Origin of the sequence: Cupriavidus necator A5-1, from assembly GCF_000744095.1 — a bacterium.
GTDB classification, from domain to species: Bacteria; Pseudomonadota; Gammaproteobacteria; order Burkholderiales; family Burkholderiaceae; genus Cupriavidus; species Cupriavidus necator_A.
Map to the genome: position 1 here is coordinate 74,092 of NZ_JQLI01000008.1, position 19,066 is coordinate 93,157.

Genomic DNA, 19,066 nt, shown 5'->3' on the forward strand with positions numbered 1-19,066 from the left:
GCGTGATTGCCGCGGCGGGGTGATCCGGCCGAACCTTCCGGCGTCTGCCGGGGCCAGCCGGCGCGGGCATGGCGCCCGTGCCGAAGCTCTATTCTGTGCGATTCATGTTAGCACAGTGAATTCAAAAATTGCATACAAAAATGATATGCACTATATTCGGTTCCACGTTCAGACAATTCGCTGCGGACAATCCGGTTCGGACAGCTGATTGCGTGGATACCGCCCCAACAGGGGGGCTGTCCGCGAGGTGGCGAGCTTCCGATCCGGAGGCCCGCCCGGAACGTAAGGCCGGCAGCCCACCAGCCAGCAGAGCAGTACGGGGGCAGCCGGTGATTCCTGGATCAGATGGGCCAGCTTGCACAAGCCAATGGACAAGTGCGGGACCGGCCCGGCACGGAGACAACCATGCAGCATGCAGTTCCCTCGCAGCCCCGCCCGGGCACCCCTCGCCTGCACACCCGCTTTACCCGCTCGCTGTTCGGCCAGGTGCTGATCGCCCTGGTGATCGGCACCGCACTCGGCCTGGTTTTTCCTGAGTTCGCCGCCAAGCTCAAGCCGCTCGGCGACGCCTTTATCAAGCTGATCAAGATGCTGATCGGGCCCATCGTGTTCTGCGTGGTGGTGGCCGGCATCTGCGGCGCCGGCGAACTGAAGAAGGTCGGCCGCGTCGGCATCAAGGCGGTGGTGTATTTCGAGATCGTCACCACCATCGCGCTGGCGCTGGGCATCTTGCTGGCTTATGTGTTCCAGCCGGGCGTCGGCATGAATGTCGATCCGCGTTCGCTCGACGCGTCGGCCATCGCCGGTTATATCGACAACGCCACCAAGGTGAAGGACCAGGGCACCGTCGATTTCCTGCTCAAGCTGATCCCCAATACCGTGTTCGGCGCCTTTGCCAATGGCGACGTGCTGCAGGTGCTGGTGGTATCGATTCTGTTCGGCTGCGCGCTGTCGCTGGTGGGTGAGCCGGGCCGGCCGCTGGTCAAGCTGATCGACACCTTCTCGCATACGCTGTTCAAGATGATGGGCTTCATCATCAAGCTCGCGCCGCTGGGCGTGCTGGGCGCAGTGGCCTTTACCGTGGGCAAGTACGGCATCGGCTCGCTCAAGCAGCTGGGTTTCCTGGTGTTCCTGTTCTACGGCGCGGTGACCATCTTCGTGCTGGTGGTGCTGGGCACGATCATGCGCGTGTGCGGCTTCTCGGTGATCAAGCTGATCCGCTACCTGCGCGCGGAGCTGCTGGTGGTGCTGGGCACCGCCTCGTCCGACAGCGTGCTGCCGCAGGTGATGAAGAAGCTGGAGTTCATGGGCATCAAGAAGTCGGTGGTGGGCCTGGTGATCCCGACCGGCTACTCGTTCAATCTGGATGCGTTCTCGATCTACCTGACGCTGGCCGCGGTGTTCATCGCCCAGGCCACCAACACGCCGCTGGCGCTGGGCGACCTGCTCGGCATCCTGGCGGTGGCGCTGGTCACCTCCAAGGGTGCGCACGGCATCCCGGGCTCGGCCATCGTGATCCTGGCGGCGACGCTGTCGGCACATCCGGCGATTCCGGCGATCGGGCTGGTGCTGGTGCTGTCGGTGGACTGGTTTATCGGTATCGCGCGTGCACTGGGCAACCTGATCGGCAACTGCGTGGCGACCGTGGTGGTGGCGGCCTGGGAGAAGGATATCGACCGCGCACGGGCGCATGGCGTGCTCGATGGCAAAATCGAGGCGACCGACCTGGATGCGGGCCTTGCCGCGATGGCGGAAGACGGCGCCGGTGCCGGTTCGCCCGCCGCCGTGCCCGGGACCGTCGTGGGGCGCTAGAATCACGGCATCTCCCCTACCGCGCAGCCTCTGCGCAAGTGCGCTGCCATGCCCGAGCATATCGATCCTGACATGACCGCTGAAGCGATCGCCGAAGACATTGTCGCGGCGATCGTCTCGCACCGCCTGCCGCCCGGCACCAAGCTGCGCGAGGAGGCCCTGGCCAGCGTCTATCGCGTCAGCCGCACCAAGGTGCGCGCGGCGCTGCTGATGCTGTCCAAGGACAAGGTCATCCAGATGGTGCCGGACAAGGGGGCCTTCGTGGCCAAGCCCAGCGCGGAAGAAGCGCGCGAGGTCTTCGCGGTGCGCCGCATCCTGGAGGCGGCGCTGGCGCGCGAGTTCGTCGCCAAGGCGACCCCGGCCGACTACAAGCGCATCGACAAGCACCTGGCGTCCGAACGCAAGGCGCTGACTGGCAACGACGCGCAGGTGCGCACCCGGCTGCTGGGCGACTTCCATATCGTGTTGGCCGAGGTGGTCGGCAACGGCGTGCTGACCGAAATGATGCGCGAGCTGTCGACGCGCAGCGCGGTGATCACCATGCTGTACCAGTCGCGCCGCGACGCGGCGTGCTCGTCGGACGAGCATCGCGAGTTCATCGAGGCCGCCCGTGCCGGCGATGTCGAGCGGGCCGTCGCGCTGATGGTGGAGCACCTCAGCCATGTCGAGGGCGCGCTGCATTTCGAGCAAACCCCGCCGGTGGCGCGGGGCAAGGACCTGGTGGCGGCACTGCTGGCCTGATCGATTCCGAGGCGCCTGACTCGCGCTTGACGTGAGTCAAAGCAGCGCGCGCCCTCCGCGCGCACACTTGTCCTCGCCATGAAGACGCGGGGGCGCACTTCATGAGCACTCCGCCTTCCGCGCCTCATCGCCGGGAGGCCGCCCGCACGCTGCAATGGTGTGCGGGCTTTCTTTTTTCTGAGGACTGGCTTTCGTGGCGCTGAACGGCGCACCGCCGGGGCCTGTGTCCTTCCCCTCCCTGGCATCCCGTTTTCCCTTTCCAGCCAGCGCTTTGCGGCGACTGCGGCCGCGCTGGCGGTGCCACCGCCGCGCCCGCACTATTGCGCCGGCGGCGGCCTGGCATTGCAGACGGCGCGCGTGAACGAACCCCCGCTTCGGGTTAGGATGCCGGAGGCCCGAGCCAGAGGCCAGCGCCGCCGGGGCATCCGCGCGGACGTAATCAGAACGCAAAAATGGAGACCCGTCATGCGCCACTGCGCAACGCCCGCCCGCCCGGCCGCCACGCCGCCGGCGCTAGCACCCTCACTCGCTTCCCGCCCCACCCCGCCACGATCCTGCCCTGCCGGATCGCGGCACGCATCGCCCTGACCATCGATCGAGAGGACTTTCCATGCCCAGTGCCTTCCGCGCAGACGCCTTCGCCGGCAAGAACGTATTCGTCGCCGGCGCTTCTTCCGGCATCAACCTCGGCATCGCGCACGGCTTCGCGCGCGCCGGCGCGAAGCTCGCGCTGATCAGCCGCACCGCCGAGCGTATCCAGGCCGCGGCCGATACCATCACCGCGGCCGGCGGCACCGCCATCGGCATGGCCGCCGACGTGCGCGACTACGCCGCCGTGGAAGCGGCCTTCGCCCGCGCCCGGGACGAACTGGGCCCGATCGACGTGGTGATCTCGGGCGCGGCGGGCAACTTCCTCGCGCCGGTGGTCGGCATGTCGGCCAATGCCTTCAAGACCGTGGTCGATATCGACCTGCTCGGCACCTTCAACGTATTCCGTGCCAGCTTCGACCACCTCAACAAGCCGAGTTCGTCGCTGATCGCCATCACCGCGCCGCAGGCGGTCAACGCGATGATGTTCCAGGCCCACGCCTGCGCGGCCAAGGCCGGCATCAATATGCTGATCAAGTGCCTGGCGATGGAATGGGGCCCGGCCGGCGTGCGCGTCAACGGCATCTCGCCCGGCCCGATCGCCGATACCGAAGGCATGGCGCGGCTGGCGCCGACGCCCGAGGTCGAGGCCCGCTACAAGGCGCGCCTGGCACTGCGCGACTACGGCACCAAGGACGATATCGCCGACGCGGCGATGTACCTGAGCAGCGACAACGCGCGCTACGTCACCGGCACCATCCTCGACTGCGACGGCGGCAGCAAGCTTGGCGACGCCTCCGCGGACGCGCTGAAGAAGCCACAATAGCGCCACCAGTAACGCCGCCAGTCACGCGAACCAACAAACAAGGAGAACACCCATGACGGCACCCGTGCTCTACCACGCCAGCGAAGGCGTGGCCACGCTGACCCTGAACCGCCCCGACGTGCTCAACGCGATGAACGCCGAGCTGATGGGCGCACTGCGCGAAGGCGTGGAACGCGCCGCCGCCGATGCCGAGGTGCGTGCCGTGCTGCTGACCGGCGCCGGCCGCGGCTTCTGCGCCGGTGCCGACCTGGCCGCGCGCCAGAGCGGCGGCAACGGCCTGGCCGATTCGGGCGCGCTGCTGCGCGAGCGCTACCACCCGATCATCCTGGCTTTGCGCCAGATGCCCAAGCCGGTGATCACGGCGGTCAACGGCGTGGCCGCCGGTGCCGGCATGAGCCTGGCGCTGGCGGGCGACGTCGTGCTGGCGGGCCGCTCGGCCAGCTTCCTGCAGGCCTTTTCCAAGATCGGCCTGATTCCCGATGCCGGCAGCACCTATTTCCTGCCGCGCTACGCCGGCGAGATGCGCGCCCGCGCGCTGGCGATCCTGGCCGAGAAAGTCGACGCCGAGGAAGCGCATCGCATCGGCCTGGTGTGGAAGCTCTATGACGACGACGCGCTGCAGGACGAGGCCAGCAAGCTGGCGCGGCACCTGGCCACCATGCCGACGATGGCCTACGGCCTGATCAAGGAAGCGCTCAACCAGAGCTTCGACAACGACCTGGCCGCGCAACTGGAGGTGGAGGCCACGCTGCAGTCGCGCGCCAGCCGCAGCGAAGACTGCCGCGAGGGCGTGGCCGCTTTCGTCGAGAAGCGCAAGCCCCAGTTCAAGGGCCGCTGAGCGCCAGCGCATTTGCCGTTTGCAGCACCCCCGGGGACAGCCGTCCCCGAGGCAAGGGAAACAGCACCTGGAGACGCATCATGCTTGGCCTCATGCAGGACCGTCCGTTGTTGATTTCTTCGCTGATCGAATACGCCGCGGCGTACCACCCGAGACAGGAAATCGTCTCGCGCACGGTGGAAGACGACACTGTGCGCAGCAACTACGAGGCCGTGCACCGGCGCGCGAAACGCGTCGCCAATGCACTGGCCGCGCTCGGCGTGCAGCCGGGCGATCGCGTCGGCACACTGGCGTGGAACACGCACCGGCACCTTGAGTTGTACTTCGGCGTATCGGGCTCCGGCGAGGTGCTGCATACCGTCAATCCGCGCCTGTTTCCCGAGCAGATCGCCTACATCATCAACCACGCCGAAGACCGCGTGCTGTGCTTCGACACCACCTTCGCGCCGCTGGTAGCGCAGCTTGCGCCGCAGCTCACCAGCGTGCAGCACTATGTCGCGCTGACCAGCCGTGCACAGATGCCGGCGGTGGTGGCGGCCGGCGTGCCTGACGCGCTGTGCTACGAAGACCTGCTCGATGCGGCGAGCGATACCTACGACTGGCCGCAGTTCGACGAACGCACCGCGTCTTCGCTCTGCTACACCTCCGGCACCACGGGCAATCCCAAGGGCGTGCTCTATTCGCACCGCTCCACCGTACTGCACAGCCTGAAGGCGAGCGCGGCGGATACCTTCGGCGTCGGCCCCGACAGCAGCGTCCTGATGATCGTGCCGCTGTTCCACGCCAACGCGTGGGGCTTGCCCTACGCCTGCGCGATGAACGGCGCCAAGATGGTCCTGCCGGCGCAGCACCTCGACGGCGAAAGCGTCTACCGGCTGCTGCGCGACGAACGCGTGACCTACTCCACCGCCGTGCCGACGGTCTGGCTGATGCTGTTCAAGTACCTCGATGCGCATCCCGAGATCGATCCTTCACAGCTGGCGCTCAAGGTCGCCGGCGTCGGCGGCTCGGCCGCGCCCGCGGCGATGATCGAGCGCTTCGACAAGCAATTCGGCGCACGGCTGATGCAGGGCTGGGGCATGACCGAGACCAGCCCGATCGGTGTCATCAACACGCTGCTGCCGCAGTATGCCGGCCTGGACGATGCAGCGCGCCTGAAGGTGCAGCTCAAGCAGGGCCGCGCGCTGTGGGGCGTGGACCTGCGCATCGAGGACGATGCCGGCAACGCGCTGCCGCACGACGGCAAGGCCTTCGGCCGGCTCAAGGTACGCGGGCCGTGGATCGCGTCGGGCTATTTCAAGGCCGGACAGAATGCGCTCGATGACAACGGCTGGTTCGATACCGGCGACGTTGCCAACATCGACCCTGACGGCTACGTGCAGCTGGTGGACCGCGCCAAGGACGTGATTAAGTCCGGCGGCGAATGGATTTCCTCGATCGACGTCGAGAACGCCACCATGGGCCACCCCGCCGTAGCCGAAGCCGCGGTGATCGGCGTGCCGCATCCCAAATGGCAGGAGCGCCCGCTGCTGGTGGCAGTAAAGCGCGCCGGCCACGACGTCAGCGCGGCCGAGCTGCTGGACTACGTTGCCGGCAAGATGGTGCGCTGGTGGGTGCCCGACGACGTCGTGTTCGTCGATGCACTGCCCCATACCGCCACCGGCAAGCTGCTGAAGGTGAAGCTGCGCGAGACCTATCGCGACTATGTACTGCCGACCGCTGACACCGCGCACACGGCATAACCCCAAACCCGTATCCAAGGAGCCCGCGCATGAGCGCCAGCAGCAACGAACGAATCCTCGTGACGCTCGAAGGCGGCGTCGCCGACGTCCGCCTGAACCGCCCCGACAAGATGAACGCGCTCGACCAGGCGATGTTCGACGCCCTGATCGAAACCGGCGAGCAGCTGGCCCGCACGCCGGACCTGCGAGCGGTGGTGCTGTCTGGCGAAGGCCGCGCCTTCTGCGCAGGCCTCGACATGGGCCGCATGGCAGGCATGGTGTCGGCCGGCGGCGGGGAAGCGCATAACGACAGCATCGGCGCCGGCCGCCTTGGCAAGCGCACCCACGGCATTTCCAATCGCCCGCAATACGCCTGCATGGTGTGGCGCGAGTTGCCGGTCCCGGTGTTCGCCGCGTTGCACGGCGTTGCCTTCGGCGGCGGGTTGCAGGTAGCGCTGGGCGCGGATGTGCGGTACGTCGCGCCCGACACCAAGCTGTCGGTGATGGAAATGAAGTGGGGCCTGGTGCCCGACATGGCCGGCATGGTGCTGACGCGCGGGCTGGTCCGCCCTGACGTGCTGCGCGAGTTGATCTACAGTGCGCGCGTGCTGAGCGGTACCGAAGCCTGCGCGCTTGGCCTGGGCACCTACGTCGCGGACGACCCGCGTGCCGCCGCGCTGGAAGCCGCGCGCCAGGTCGCGCTGAAGAGCCCCGACGCGATCCGCGCCGCCAAGCGGCTGATGGCGGTGGTGGAGCGCGGCGACAACGCTCAGATCCTGCAGTCCGAGTCGGACGAACAGGACCGGTTGATCGGCTCTCCCAACCAGCGCGAGGCGGTGCTCGCCAATATGGAAAAACGCGCGCCGCGCTTCGATTCCGCGCGCTGAAACGCAACGCTCAGTGATGACGCCGCACGGCCCGCCGGCGGCGCCACCACAGCGCGTAGATCGCCACGTTGACCACCAGCACCACCAGGCCCAGCCATAGCTGGACCGCCGGGGTGAGCCCTGCCGGATAGATCAGCGGTAGCAGGTAGCGCTCGACAAAGCCGCCGCTGTAGCCGGCCTGCCCTGCGGCATGCCGCAGCGTGTTTTCCAGCGGCGTCAGCGGGCAGATCCAGCCGGACCATTCGATCAGCACGCCCCACACCGCCGCGGGCAGGTGCAGCCACGCCACGCGCGGCCAGCGCAACGCCAGCAGGCCGCCCGCCACCACGAACAGGACAAACAGCCCGTGCACCACGACGACGAGGTCGGCGAGCCAGGCTGTCATCATCGTCGGCCGCCCGTCAGTCCCCGTTCCCGGCCGCCATCCAGTAGCCGGGCCGCGCGAACTGCGCCTTCAGGTGCTCGATAAAGAAACGGATCTTGGCCGGCACCGGACGCTGCTGCGGGTACACGGCCAGGATGTCGTAAGCGGGCAGCGCGTATTCGTCGAGCACGGTGATCAGCTCACCGCTCTCGAGTTGCGGCAGGATCTCCCAGGTCGAACGCCAGCCCAGCCCCAGGCCCTCGCCGGTCCAGCGGTGCAGCAGCTCGCCGTCGTTGCAGTCGAGGTTGCCGTTGACGCGCACCGTCACGGTCTTGCCGTTCTGGCTGAAGTACCAGCCGCGTTGCTGGCCGCCCTGCAGGTTGAACGCCAGGCAGTTGTGGTGCTCCAGGTCGTCCAGCGTCTGCGGCACGCCGTACTTGGCGAAGTACGCCGGCGTGCCGCACACCACGCGCTTGTTGGACGCGAGCTTGATCGCGACAAAGTTCGGATCGATCGCACCGCCGATGCGGATGCCCACGTCATAGCCTTCGCGGACCAGGTCGACCACGCGGTCGGTCAGGTTGAAGGAGATCTGCACTTCCGGATTGGCGGCGAGGAAGGCCGGCGCGTGCGGCGCCACGTGCTTGCGGCCGAACGCGGCCGGCGCCGACACGATCAGGTGGCCGGTGGCCTTGTGCTTGCCTTCGGCGATCAGCATCTCGGCGCGGTCCAGGTCGGCCAGCGCCTGCTTGCACTGCTCCATGAAGACCGCGCCCTGCTCGGTCACGGCGATGCGGCGCGTGGAGCGGTGCAGCAGCTTGACGCCGATGCGCGCTTCCAGCGCGTTGATGCGACGGCCGATCATCACCGGCGTCACGTTCTGCGTGAGCGCCGCGGCCGCCATGCTGCCGTGCTCCACCACGGCGATAAAGGCTTCGATTTGCTTGAGTTTGTCCATCTGGTATTTGTCTCCCGGGCGCCATTGTGCGGCATCGGCGCCGCCATGGCACCCCGGCGGCGCTTATGAAGCGGATCGGGCGCGACGCATGGCCGGGGGCGCGTCACTGCGCTCGTGAGCACAATGCCGCACTTCGCGGCTGAATTCGGCGCACACGTGCGTCATCAGGTCGACCGAGCGATAGACCAGGAACACGCGGAAATCCGGCAGCTCGTCCTGGATCGGCAGCGGCACCAGCTGGTCGCTGGCCAGCTGCAGCGGGCCGCCGGTGCCATGGAAGACAAAGTCCGACCACATGCTGATCAGGTCGGTTCGCGTGGCCAGCTGCAGGCCGAGCAGGTTGGACGCGCTCTGCACCACCCGGCGCGGCATTTCCATCCGGTGCAGCCGCATCAGGCTGGCCAGTGGGCTGCCGGCATCGTCGATCGGGTCCAGCACCAGCCAGTCGGCGTCCTGCAGCGGCCGCAACCGGCGCGTGCGCCGCAGCGGGTGCCCGGCGCGCACCGCCAGCTTCATGCCGACCGAGAACAGCGGCTCCCATTGCAGCGAGGCCGAGCCCGGACCGCTGTTGGTCGAAATCAGCCCCAGGTCCAGCCGTCCTTCACGCAGGCCTTCCTGGATCTGCTGCGGCCGCAGCTCAAAGGCGCGCAACGTCACGTTCGGGAAGCGTTGCCGGAATGCCGCCATGGCCGCGGGCAGCGGACCGCTCGACGCCACCGCGGTGAAGCCGATGTTCAGCTCGGCCTCGGCATGGCCGCGGATCGATTCGATGTCTTCCAGCGCATGCCGCAGCTCCTGCTCGACCACGCTGGCGCGCTTGACCAGCGCCAGCCCATATGCGGTCAGGCTGACGCCGCGCACCGAGCGCGACAGCAGCGTGACGCCCAGCTCGCGCTCCAGCTCGGCGATCGCCTTGGACAGCGCCGGCTGCGAGATATGCAGCGCGCGCGCCGCCTCGTGGATGCTGCCGTGCTCGGCCACGGCCAGCAGGACCCGCAGTTGATGCAGCTTCATCGTTCTTGCTTCCTGTGCCAGGTTGCCGTGCCCAATGCCCCGGCGCGGGGCGGCGTGCCCCAGCCAAGGGCGCCACGCGCCGAGGCGCTGCGCCGCGCACTTCCGTGGCCGACCCGCGCCCGTCAAGGCTTTGCCGGCCCCCTTCAGTAGTTTTCCCGATACCGGGACAGCACCGGTTATGACGGTGATTCGATCTGGTTATCAGGATGAAAATATATGATTTTTTGTCCCGGCCCGTTTGCCTGAATACTCAGCGCCACAGGTTGCCAACCTGACTGCCGCGCGAAGCCAATCCTGCTCACCGGGCCACGACAACACCGGTCCGCCGTGCGTGCAGCCCCCCACCAATTCGTGGAGACCTTGCATGAACGACGCCACTCTCGCGACGCCCGCCAGCGTCGCGGCCGCGCCCGCTACCACCGCTGCCGCCAGCGCTCCCCGCAAGCAAAGCCAGTTCCGCCTGATCGCGGCGTGCTCGCTGGGCAATGCGCTGGAGATGTTCGACTTCACCGTCTACAGCTTCTTCTCGCTGCTGATCGGCAAGCTGTTCTTCCCGTCCGACAGCCCCTATGGTTCGCTGCTGCTGGCGGTGGCCACGTTCGGCATCGGCTTCGTGATGCGCCCGCTCGGCGGCGTGGTGATCGGCAGCTACGCCGACCGGCGCGGACGCAAGGCGGCGATGACGCTGACTATCGGCCTGATGGTGGCGGGCACGCTGTGCATCGCGCTGGCGCCGCCGTATGCGTCGGCCGGCATCTTCGGCTCGCTGATGATCCTGGCCGGCCGGCTGCTGCAGGGCTTTTCGCTCGGCGGCGAGATCGGTGCCTCCACCGCGATGCTGATGGAGGCCGGCGGCGTCAAAGGCCGCGGCTGGCGCGTAAGCTGGCAACTCGGCAGCCAGGGCATCTCGGCGCTGCTGGGCGCGCTGACCGGCGCCACGTTGTATGCCGTGCTGCCCACCGCCTCACTGGAAAGCTGGGGCTGGCGCCTGCCCTTCCTGGTGGGCCTGCTGATCGCGCCGGTGGGGCTGTATATCCGCGCGCATCTCGATGAAACCCACCAGGCCGATGCCCACGCGCCCAGCCCGCTCGGCGAGCTGTTCCGCAATCACTGGGCCACCGTGCTCAAGGGCATCCTGGCGACCACCGCGGGCACCGCCACCATGTACCTGGTGGTGTTCTTCATGCCCACCTACATGATCCGCGTGCTGCATATGCCGGCGTCGCTGTCGTTCCTGTCGGGCTGCGTCACCGGGCTGACGCTGACGGCGGTATCGCTGTTTGCCGGCCGCCTGGCTGACCGGCTCACCGCGCGCAAGCCGCTGGTGGTGGCCTCGCTGGTACTCAGCATGCTTGCGGTGTACCCGGCTTTCTGGCTGATCAATGCCTACCCGAGCGTGCCGCTGGTGCTGTGCGTGTCGGCTTTGCTGACCGCGCTGGTCAACCTCGGCACCACGCCGATGTTCCTGATGATGCTGGAGATGCTGCCCGCCGGCGTGCGTGCCAGCGGCCTGTCGGTGATCTACAGCGTGGGCGTGACCGTGTTCGGCGGCTCGTCGCAGTTCATCGTGACGTGGATGCTGGCGCGCACCGGCAACCCGATGTCGCCCGCCTTCTACATGCTGGTCTGCGGCGTGATCACGCTGCTGGCCGTATTGCGCATCCGCGAAACCCGCGCCCACTGAATCCAACCATTCCGGAGAACCGACCCATGACCCGCGCACCGACGCTCAAGCCGTTCCAGTACCTGCCGCACCTGCTGCCCGCCATCGGCATCGACGCCGACACCTTCGTCGGCATCCGTCGCCAGATCCACGCGCAGCCGGAGCTGGGCTTCGAAGTGGGCGCGACCAGCAAGCTGGTGGCAACGCTGCTGGCCGAATGGGGATACGAGGTGCACACCGGCATCGGCAGGAGCGGCGTGGTGGGGCAACTAAAGCGCGGCAGCGGCACGCGCCGCCTCGGCATCCGCGCCGACATGGATGCGCTGCCCGTCGTCGAGGCCACCGGCCTGCCCTACGCCAGCCGCGTGCCCGGCAAGATGCACGCATGCGGCCACGACGGCCATACCGCGATCCTGCTGGCCGCGGCCAAGGCGATCGCCGACAAGCCTGACTTTGACGGCACGCTCAACCTGATCTTCCAGCCCGACGAAGAGAACCTGTGCGGCGCGCGCGCGATGATCGAGGACGGGTTGTTCGAGCGCTTTCCGTGCGATGCGATCTTCGCGCTGCACAACATGCCGGGCGTGCCCGCGGGTTCCTTCCGCGTGCTGCCGGGACCGGTGAGCCTGTCGTCGGACGTGGCCGACGTGACCGTGCGCGGCGTTGGCGGGCACGGCGCAATGCCGCACCGCGCGCGCGACCCGATCGCGGCGGCGGCGGCCATCGTCACCGCGCTGCAGACGGTGGTGGCGCGCAATGTCGCGCCGGACGATACCGCGGTGGTGTCGGTCGGCTTTATCCGCGGCGGCGCCACGCACAACGTGATCCCTGAAACCGTGACCCTGGGGCTCAACGTGCGTGCCGCGCGGCCCGAGACGCGCGCGCTGGTCGAGCAGCGCATCCGCGAGATCGTCGCGCTGACCGCGCAGGCGCATGGCGTGGAAGCGGAGATCGACTACCGCCAGCTCACGCCGCCGATGGTCAACGCCGAGGCCGAGACGCTGCTGGCGCAGCGCGTCTGCACCGAGCTGGTCGGCGCCGGCAACGTGGTCACGCAGGCGCCGAAGGGACTCAACGGCAGCGAGGACTTTGCGTGGATGCTGAACGCGGTGCCCGGCTGCTACCTGATCCTGGGCAACGGCGAAGGCGAGTTCGGCGGCTGCATGGTGCACAACCCCGGCTACGACTTCAACGACGCGGTGCTGCCGCTGGGCGCGGCGGCCTGGGTGCGGCTGGTGCAGACCTACCTTACGGCCTGATCACGCCCGATCACGCCTGCTGCGGCGCCGCGCCGGCGCGTTGCGCCCGGCGCGCGTCCAGCGCGGCATTCATTTGCGCGGCCTCGCCCAGCACGTAAGCCAGCCGCCGCAACGGCCGGCTGCATTGCACATGCAGGTACAGGTAGCTGGCACCGCCGGTGACCAGCATCACCCCATAGCCCCACAGCAGCATCGGCACGGTCTGCTCCGGACGCGGCAGCGTGCGCCAGGCGCTGGCCAGCACCACGGCGGCAGGCGCCAGTGCCAGCAGCAGCCCCACGGTGCGCGCCGCCCCCTCCCATAGCCGCAGCTGCAAGGCCACGCGCCGCTGCCGCGCTTCCAGCTGCGCCGGCGGTATGCGCGCGAGCTGCCGCAGCAGCGCGTCTTCGGCCGCGCGCTGGCGGTCCATCTCTGCCGCCTGCCAGCGCAGCGGGTTGCGCAGCCTGGCCAGCACCGTGCCGGTACGCGCCAGCCCCGTAGCCACGTAGCAGGCGGCCGCCAGCGCCAGCAGCGCCTCGAAAGTGCGCAGCGACCACAGTGGCACCGGGTGCTTCAGCCACAGCCGCCAGACCGCAAGCGCACCGCCGCAGAGCAGGGTCGCCACCAGCGCGGCGATAAAGCCGAGCCACAGCGCGCGCGCGAGGCCGCCGGCCGGCGCGGGCGCCGCGGCGGTGCGCGCCTCAAGGGCTTCAAGCAGTTCGTAGGACGGCGGTAGCCTGGAATACATGGTCGGGGCGCGGCGAGGGAATGCTGCCATTTTCGCCGCTTGCGCACGTGCCGGATAGACGCCACGTGGCGCGGGCCCGGGCGTACTCACCATTGCGCTGCGTGGCCGGTTCATCACACCACATACCCAATTGCATACGCCGGCGTGGCACTGGCGACCATCCCATCAGGCTTCCATGGCCATATTCCATACACAGGGTATCGAATCAACTGATCGTCCTTCTGTTTATCCCACCCCGGTTGGGGGAATAGGATCGACTCCAATGCGAATCCCACCACCATTGGAGACAAGATCATGGCAAAGATGAGAGCAATCGACGCGGCCATCGCGGTTCTGGAGAAGGAAGGCGTGACCACGGCGTTCGGCGTGCCCGGCGCGGCGATCAACCCGTTCTACTCGGCGATGCGCAAGTCGGGCAACATCAACCACGTGCTGGCCCGCCACGTCGAAGGCGCCTCGCACATGGCCGAGGGCTACACCCGTGCCGAGCCGGGCAATATCGGCGTCTGCGTCGGCACCTCGGGCCCTGCCGGCACCGACATGATCACCGGTCTGTACTCGGCCTGGGCGGATTCGATCCCCATCCTTTGCATCACCGGCCAGGCCCCGCGTGCGCGCCTGTACAAGGAAGACTTCCAGGCCGTCGACATCGAGTCGATCGCCAAGCCCGTGACCAAGTGGGCCGTCACCGTGCGCGAGCCGGCGCTGGTGCCCCAAGTGTTCCAGCAGGCGTTCCACATCATGCGCTCCGGCCGTCCGGGCCCGGTGCTGATCGACCTGCCATTCGACGTGCAGGTCGCCGAGATCGAATTCGATCCCGACACCTACCAGTCGCTGCAGCCGTACAAGCCGGCCGCCTCGCGCGCCCAGATCGAGAAGGCCATCGCCATGCTCAACGCGGCCGAGCGCCCGCTGATCGTGTGCGGCGGCGGCGTGATCAACGCTGACGCGTCCGAGCTGCTGGTCGAGTTCGCCGAGCTGGTCAACGTGCCGGTGGTGCCGACGCTGATGGGCTGGGGCGTGCTGGCCGACGACCACCCGCTGCAAGCCGGCATGGTCGGCCTGCAGACCTCGCACCGCTATGGCAACGCCACGCTGCTGGCTTCAGACTTCGTGATGGGCATCGGCAACCGCTGGGCCAACCGCCACACCGGCAGCGTCGACGTCTACACCAAGGGCCGCAAGTTCGTGCATGTCGATATTGAGCCCACCCAGATCGGCCGCGTGTTCGGCCCGGACCTGGGCATCGTGTCCGACGCCAAGGCCGCGCTGGAACTGTTCGTCGAAGTCGCCCGCGAAATGAAGATGGCCGGCCGCCTGCCGTGCCGCAAGTCGTGGGTCGCCGATGTGCAGAAGCGCCGCCGCACCATGCAGCGCAAGAGCGACTTCGATAACGTGCCGGTCAAGCCGCAGCGCGTGTATCGCGAGATGAACCAGTACTTCCCGCGCGACGTGCGTTATGTCAGCACCATCGGCCTGTCGCAGATCGCTGCTGCGCAGTTCTTGTCGGTCAACCAGCCGCGCCACTGGATCAACTGCGGCCAGGCCGGCCCGCTGGGCTGGACCATCCCGGCCGCGATCGGCGTGAAGACCGCTTCGCCGGATTCGGACGTGGTGGCGATCTCGGGCGACTACGACTTCCAGTTCATGATCGAAGAACTGGCCGTGGCCGCGCAATTCAAGGTGCCGTATATCCACGTGGTGGTGAACAACTCCTACCTCGGCCTGATCCGCCAGGCGCAGCGCAACTTCGAGATGGACTACTGCGTGCAGCTGGCCTTCGACAACGTCAACTCGCCTGAACTGAACGGCTACGGCGTCGACCACGTCAAGGTGGTCGAAGGCCTGGGCTGCAAGGCGATCCGCGTGTTCAAGCCGGAAGACATCGCCCCGGCCTTTGCCGAGGCGCGCGACCTGATGGCGGAGTTCTCGGTGCCGGTGGTGGTCGAGGTGATCCTGGAGCGCGTGACCAATATCGCGATGGGCACCGAGATCGACAACATCAACGAGTTCGAACCCATCGAAGACATCGAGGAAGCCGACGAGGCGATCCTGACCGAAGAAGTGGAAACGGCGTAAGACGCTTCCCGCCCCCTGCAGGACCAGCACGTCATCCCCGCGCACGCGGGGATCCAGCGCCTTTCAAAGTCACTGGGTTCCCGCCAGCGCGGGAACGACGAACAAAAACCAAGTCACAGGAGATGACAAATGACGAAACTTGCGGCCAACCTCACCATGCTGTTCAACGAAGTGGGCTTTCTCGACCGCTTCGAAGCCGCCGCGCGCGCGGGCTTCCGCGGCGTGGAATTCCTGTTCCCTTACGCATTCCATGCGGACCAGATTGCTGACCGCCTGAATCGTTTCCAGCTGGACCTGGTGCTGCACAACCTGCCCGCGGGCAAGTGGGACGCGGGCGAGCGCGGTATTGCCTGCCATCCGGATCGCGTGGGCGAATTCCAGGACGGCGTGGGCGAGGCCATCAAGTACGCCAAGGTGCTGGGCGTGCGCCAGCTCAACTGCCTGGTCGGCATCCTGCCGCAGAACGTCAAGCGCGAACAGGCGCAGGAAACGCTGGTGGAAAACCTGCGCTTCGCCGCCAGCGCACTGGCCGCGGAGCATATCGACCTGCTGGTCGAGCCGATCAATACCTTCGACATCCCCGGCTTCTTCCTGTCGCGCACGCAGCAGGCCGTCGACCTGATCAACCAGGTCAACGCGCCCAACCTGTACGTGCAGTACGACATCTATCACATGCAGCGCATGGAAGGCGAAATCGCCAACACCATCAAGGCCAACCTGCCGAAGATCAAGCACGTGCAGCTGGCCGACAACCCGGGCCGCAACGAGCCGGGCACGGGCGAGCTGAACTACCAGTACCTGTTCAAGTTCCTGGACGAGATTGGGTACACCGGCTGGATCGGGTGCGAGTACAAGCCGAAGACCACCACCGAAGAAGGGCTGGGCTGGCGCGCCGCGCACGGCGTGCAGTAACTGCCCGTCGCCTTTCAAATGCTGCTTGTTTGCTCCCCTCTCCCGCTTGCGGGAGAGGGGCGGGGGAGAGGGCAGGAGCGTCAAAGGCTGAGGCCTGCGAGTTAAAACCGAAGGCCCCGCTTGATGTGGCTCCTAGCTAGCCCACCCCTCACCCCAACCCTCTCCCCCTGAGGGGAGAGGGGGAACACCTTGCTTAGGCCAGCTCGGGCGGCTTGGGAGCACCCAACACCGCTGGCTTCGATTTCGCTTTTTCTAACTTGAGGAGACATCACATGGCAAACCAACGCAACGTCGGCTTCATCGGCCTGGGCATCATGGGCGCACCGATGGCGGGCCACCTGCGCGCCGCCGGCCACACGCTGTTCGTCCACGACGTCAACCCGGCCCCGCAAGCGCTGGTCGATGCAGGCGTGACCGTCTGCACTAGCGCCGAGGAAGTCGCCAAGCGTGCCGACATCATCGTCATCATGGTGCCGGACACCCCGCACGTGGAAGCCGTGCTGTTTGCCGACAAGGGCGTTGCCGCCGCGCTGAAGACCGCCGGCAAGGAAGCCAGCTACAGCAAGATCGTGGTCGACATGAGCTCGATCTCGCCGATCGCGACCAAGGACTTCGCCGCACGCATCAACAAGCTGGGCGCCTCGTACCTGGACGCACCGGTGTCGGGCGGTGAAGTGGGCGCCAAGGCCGCTTCGCTGACCATCATGGTCGGCGGCCCGCAGGAAGCCTTCGACCAGGTCAAGCCGCTGTTCGACCTGATGGGCAAGAACGTCACCCTGGTGGGCGGCAACGGCGACGGCCAGACCACCAAGGTGGCCAACCAGATTATCGTCGCGCTGAACATCCAGGCCGTGTCCGAAGCGCTGCTGTTTGCCTCCAAGGCGGGCGCCGATCCGGCCAAGGTGCGCCAGGCGCTAATGGGTGGCTTCGCGGCCTCGCGCATCCTGGAAGTGCACGGCGAGCGCATGGTCAAGCGCACCTTCGACCCGGGCTTTCGCATCGAACTGCACCAGAAGGACCTGAACCTGGCGCTGCAGGGCGCCAAGGCGCTGGGCGTGGCGCTGCCCAACACCGCCACCGCGCAGGAACTGTTCAATACTTGTTCCGCGAACGGCCTGGGCAAGCAGGACCACTCGGCACTGTGCCGCGCGATCGAAATCATGTCGAACCACCAGATCGCCAAGTAAGCAGCACCATCGTCGTCCCCGCCCCGCGGGGACGACACGCTTTCGCTGTCAGTACCCCGTCAGTACCAGGACCCCACATGCTCGTCACCGAACCCCAAGCCGCCCTGCTGTCGCCCCAGCGCACGGCAGCCCATCCCGGGCAGCTCAATCCCCGCGCGCTGCTGCGCGACCTGTTCGATACCGCCGTCGCCGCGGTCAGCGCCAGCCATTGCCTGCCGCCGCACCTGCCCGTGCCGCCCAAGGGGCGCACGGTGGTGATCGGCGCCGGCAAGGCCGCCGCCGCGATGGCGCAAGCGGTCGAGGCGAACTGGCAAGGCGAGCTGTCCGGACTGGTGGTGACGCGCTACGGCCATGGTGCCGACTGCAAGCGCATCGAAGTCGTGGAAGCCGCGCACCCCGTTCCCGATGAGGCCGGCGCGCGCGCTGCGCAGCGCATGGTGGAACTGGTGCAGGGCCTGACCGCTGATGACCTGGTGCTGTGCCTGATTTCCGGCGGCGGCTCCGCGCTGCTGGCCGCACCCGCACCCGGCCTCTCGCTGGCCGACAAGCAGGCGGTCAACAAGGCACTGCTCAAGAGTGGCGCGAGCATCGGCGAGATGAACTGCGTGCGCAAGCACCTGTCCGCGCTCAAGGGCGGCCGCCTGGCGCTGCACTGCGCGCCGGCCCGCGTCGAGACGCTCTTGATTTCCGATATCCCCGGCGATGATCCCACGCTGATCGCGAGCGGCCCGACGCTGCCCGACGCGACCACCTGCGCCGATGCGCTGGCCGTCATCGCCAAGTACGGCATCGACGTGCCGGCCAACGTGCGCGCGCATCTGGAAAGCGGCGCGGGCGAAACGCCCAAGCCCGGCGACGCCCGTTTCGAAGGCCACCGCAACGCGACGCTGGCCACCGCGCAGCAATCGCTCGAAGCCGCCGCCGCGCGTGCGCGCGAACTCGGCTATGAAGCCCACATCCTGTCTGACTGCATCGAAGGCGAAGCACGCGAGGTGGCCGAAGTCCACGCTGCGATCGCGCGCCAGGTCGCGCAGCGCGGCCAGCCCTTCAGCAAGCCGTGCGTGCTGCTCTCCGGTGGCGAGACCACGGTGACGGTGCGCGGCAAGGGCCGCGGCGGGCGCAACGCCGAGTTCCTGCTGTCGCTGGCGGTGGCGCTCGACGGCCTGGCCGGCGTGCATGCGATCGCCTGCGATACCGATGGCATCGACGGCTCCGAGGACAACGCCGGCGCCTTGCTGTCGCCCGACACGCTGACCCGTGCCGTCGCGCGCGGGCTGTCGGCGCGCGCGCACCTGGACAACAACGACGGCTACGGCTTCTTTGCCGGCCTGGACGACCTGATCGTTACCGGACCGACCCGTACCAACGTGAACGACTTCCGCGCCATCCTGATCGTGTAAGCCGTCCGCAGCACCGCAGCAAAGCCGTACCGAACCAGTCGTTCACCCGAACAGCATCATCTGGCGCGCCATGTGGCGCGCCGCCCGAGA

At 67.6% G+C, this 19,066-nt stretch carries 16 protein-coding genes; 12 read left to right on the top strand and 4 right to left on the bottom strand.

The annotated features are described in order from the left end of the window. Positions 1–405 precede the first annotated feature (405 nt). From K307_RS24630 to K307_RS24655, 6 genes are all read left to right on the top strand, one after another. Positions 406–1,812 (top strand): C4-dicarboxylate transporter DctA, encoded by a 1,407-nt coding sequence (locus K307_RS24630; protein ID WP_042883504.1) that lies wholly within the window; start codon positions 406–408, stop codon positions 1,810–1,812. Between the two features lie 48 nt (positions 1,813–1,860). Next, complete coding sequence (locus K307_RS24635; RefSeq protein WP_042883505.1) at positions 1,861–2,553, top strand: GntR family transcriptional regulator; 693 nt, start codon at positions 1,861–1,863, stop codon at positions 2,551–2,553. A gap of 610 nt (positions 2,554–3,163) precedes the next feature. Continuing rightward, positions 3,164–3,967, top strand: coding sequence for an SDR family oxidoreductase (locus tag K307_RS24640; RefSeq protein ID WP_042883506.1), 804 nt, complete (start codon positions 3,164–3,166; stop codon positions 3,965–3,967). Positions 3,968–4,019: 52 nt separating this feature from the next. Continuing rightward, on the top strand, positions 4,020–4,805 hold the full coding sequence (locus K307_RS24645; RefSeq protein WP_042883507.1) for an enoyl-CoA hydratase-related protein: 786 nt from the start codon (positions 4,020–4,022) through the stop codon (positions 4,803–4,805). 80 nt (positions 4,806–4,885) lie between these two features. Then, positions 4,886–6,547 (top strand): long-chain-fatty-acid--CoA ligase, encoded by a 1,662-nt coding sequence (locus tag K307_RS24650; RefSeq protein WP_042883508.1) that lies wholly within the window; start codon positions 4,886–4,888, stop codon positions 6,545–6,547. Between the two features lie 29 nt (positions 6,548–6,576). Continuing rightward, entirely contained in the window at positions 6,577–7,413 is an 837-nt protein-coding gene (locus K307_RS24655) for a crotonase/enoyl-CoA hydratase family protein (protein ID WP_042883509.1), read from the top strand. Positions 7,414–7,423: 10 nt separating this feature from the next. Here K307_RS24655 and K307_RS24660 read toward each other — a convergent pair whose 3' ends face one another. The 3 genes from K307_RS24660 to K307_RS24670 all read right to left on the bottom strand — a co-directional run bounded on the left by K307_RS24660 (position 7,424) and on the right by K307_RS24670 (position 9,749). Continuing rightward, on the bottom strand, positions 7,424–7,801 hold the full coding sequence (locus K307_RS24660) for a DUF2784 domain-containing protein (protein WP_042883510.1): 378 nt from the start codon (positions 7,799–7,801) through the stop codon (positions 7,424–7,426). Between the two features lie 13 nt (positions 7,802–7,814). Then, positions 7,815–8,735: a LysR family transcriptional regulator gene (locus K307_RS24665; RefSeq protein WP_042883511.1), complete on the bottom strand. Its 921-nt coding sequence runs from the start codon at positions 8,733–8,735 to the stop codon at positions 7,815–7,817. A 63-nt stretch (positions 8,736–8,798) separates the two neighbouring features. Beyond that, positions 8,799–9,749 (bottom strand): LysR family transcriptional regulator, encoded by a 951-nt coding sequence (locus tag K307_RS24670; protein WP_042883512.1) that lies wholly within the window; start codon positions 9,747–9,749, stop codon positions 8,799–8,801. A 364-nt stretch (positions 9,750–10,113) separates the two neighbouring features. Between K307_RS24670 and K307_RS24675 the strand changes: the two genes are divergently transcribed. Both K307_RS24675 and K307_RS24680 read left to right on the top strand, forming a co-directional pair. Continuing rightward, a complete protein-coding gene (locus K307_RS24675) occupies positions 10,114–11,433 on the top strand; it encodes an MFS transporter (RefSeq protein WP_042883513.1) in 1,320 nt (439 codons plus the stop codon). A 26-nt stretch (positions 11,434–11,459) separates the two neighbouring features. Beyond that, the gene (locus K307_RS24680; protein ID WP_042883514.1) at positions 11,460–12,671 is read left to right on the top strand and encodes a M20 aminoacylase family protein; all 1,212 of its coding nucleotides are present in this window, start codon (positions 11,460–11,462) and stop codon (positions 12,669–12,671) included. Positions 12,672–12,681: 10 nt separating this feature from the next. On the opposite strand, the gene K307_RS24685 is transcribed toward K307_RS24680, so the two are convergent. Next, positions 12,682–13,428, bottom strand: a complete 747-nt coding sequence (locus tag K307_RS24685) for a hypothetical protein (protein WP_419187176.1) — start codon at positions 13,426–13,428, stop codon at positions 12,682–12,684. Positions 13,429–13,692: 264 nt separating this feature from the next. Here K307_RS24685 and gcl point away from each other — a divergent pair, with 264 nt between their 5' ends. The 4 genes from gcl to K307_RS24705 all read left to right on the top strand — a co-directional run bounded on the left by gcl (position 13,693) and on the right by K307_RS24705 (position 18,976). Beyond that, positions 13,693–15,477, top strand: coding sequence for a glyoxylate carboligase (gene gcl, locus K307_RS24690; RefSeq protein ID WP_042883516.1), 1,785 nt, complete (start codon positions 13,693–13,695; stop codon positions 15,475–15,477). A 129-nt stretch (positions 15,478–15,606) separates the two neighbouring features. Continuing rightward, positions 15,607–16,389 carry a hydroxypyruvate isomerase gene (gene hyi / locus K307_RS24695; protein ID WP_042883517.1) on the top strand — a complete coding sequence of 261 codons (783 nt, stop codon included), beginning with the start codon at positions 15,607–15,609 and terminating at the stop codon, positions 16,387–16,389. A 272-nt stretch (positions 16,390–16,661) separates the two neighbouring features. Continuing rightward, positions 16,662–17,576: a 2-hydroxy-3-oxopropionate reductase gene (gene glxR / locus K307_RS24700; protein ID WP_042883518.1), complete on the top strand. Its 915-nt coding sequence runs from the start codon at positions 16,662–16,664 to the stop codon at positions 17,574–17,576. Between the two features lie 77 nt (positions 17,577–17,653). Next, a complete protein-coding gene (locus K307_RS24705; protein ID WP_042883519.1) occupies positions 17,654–18,976 on the top strand; it encodes a glycerate kinase type-2 family protein in 1,323 nt (440 codons plus the stop codon). Positions 18,977–19,066 lie beyond the last annotated feature (90 nt).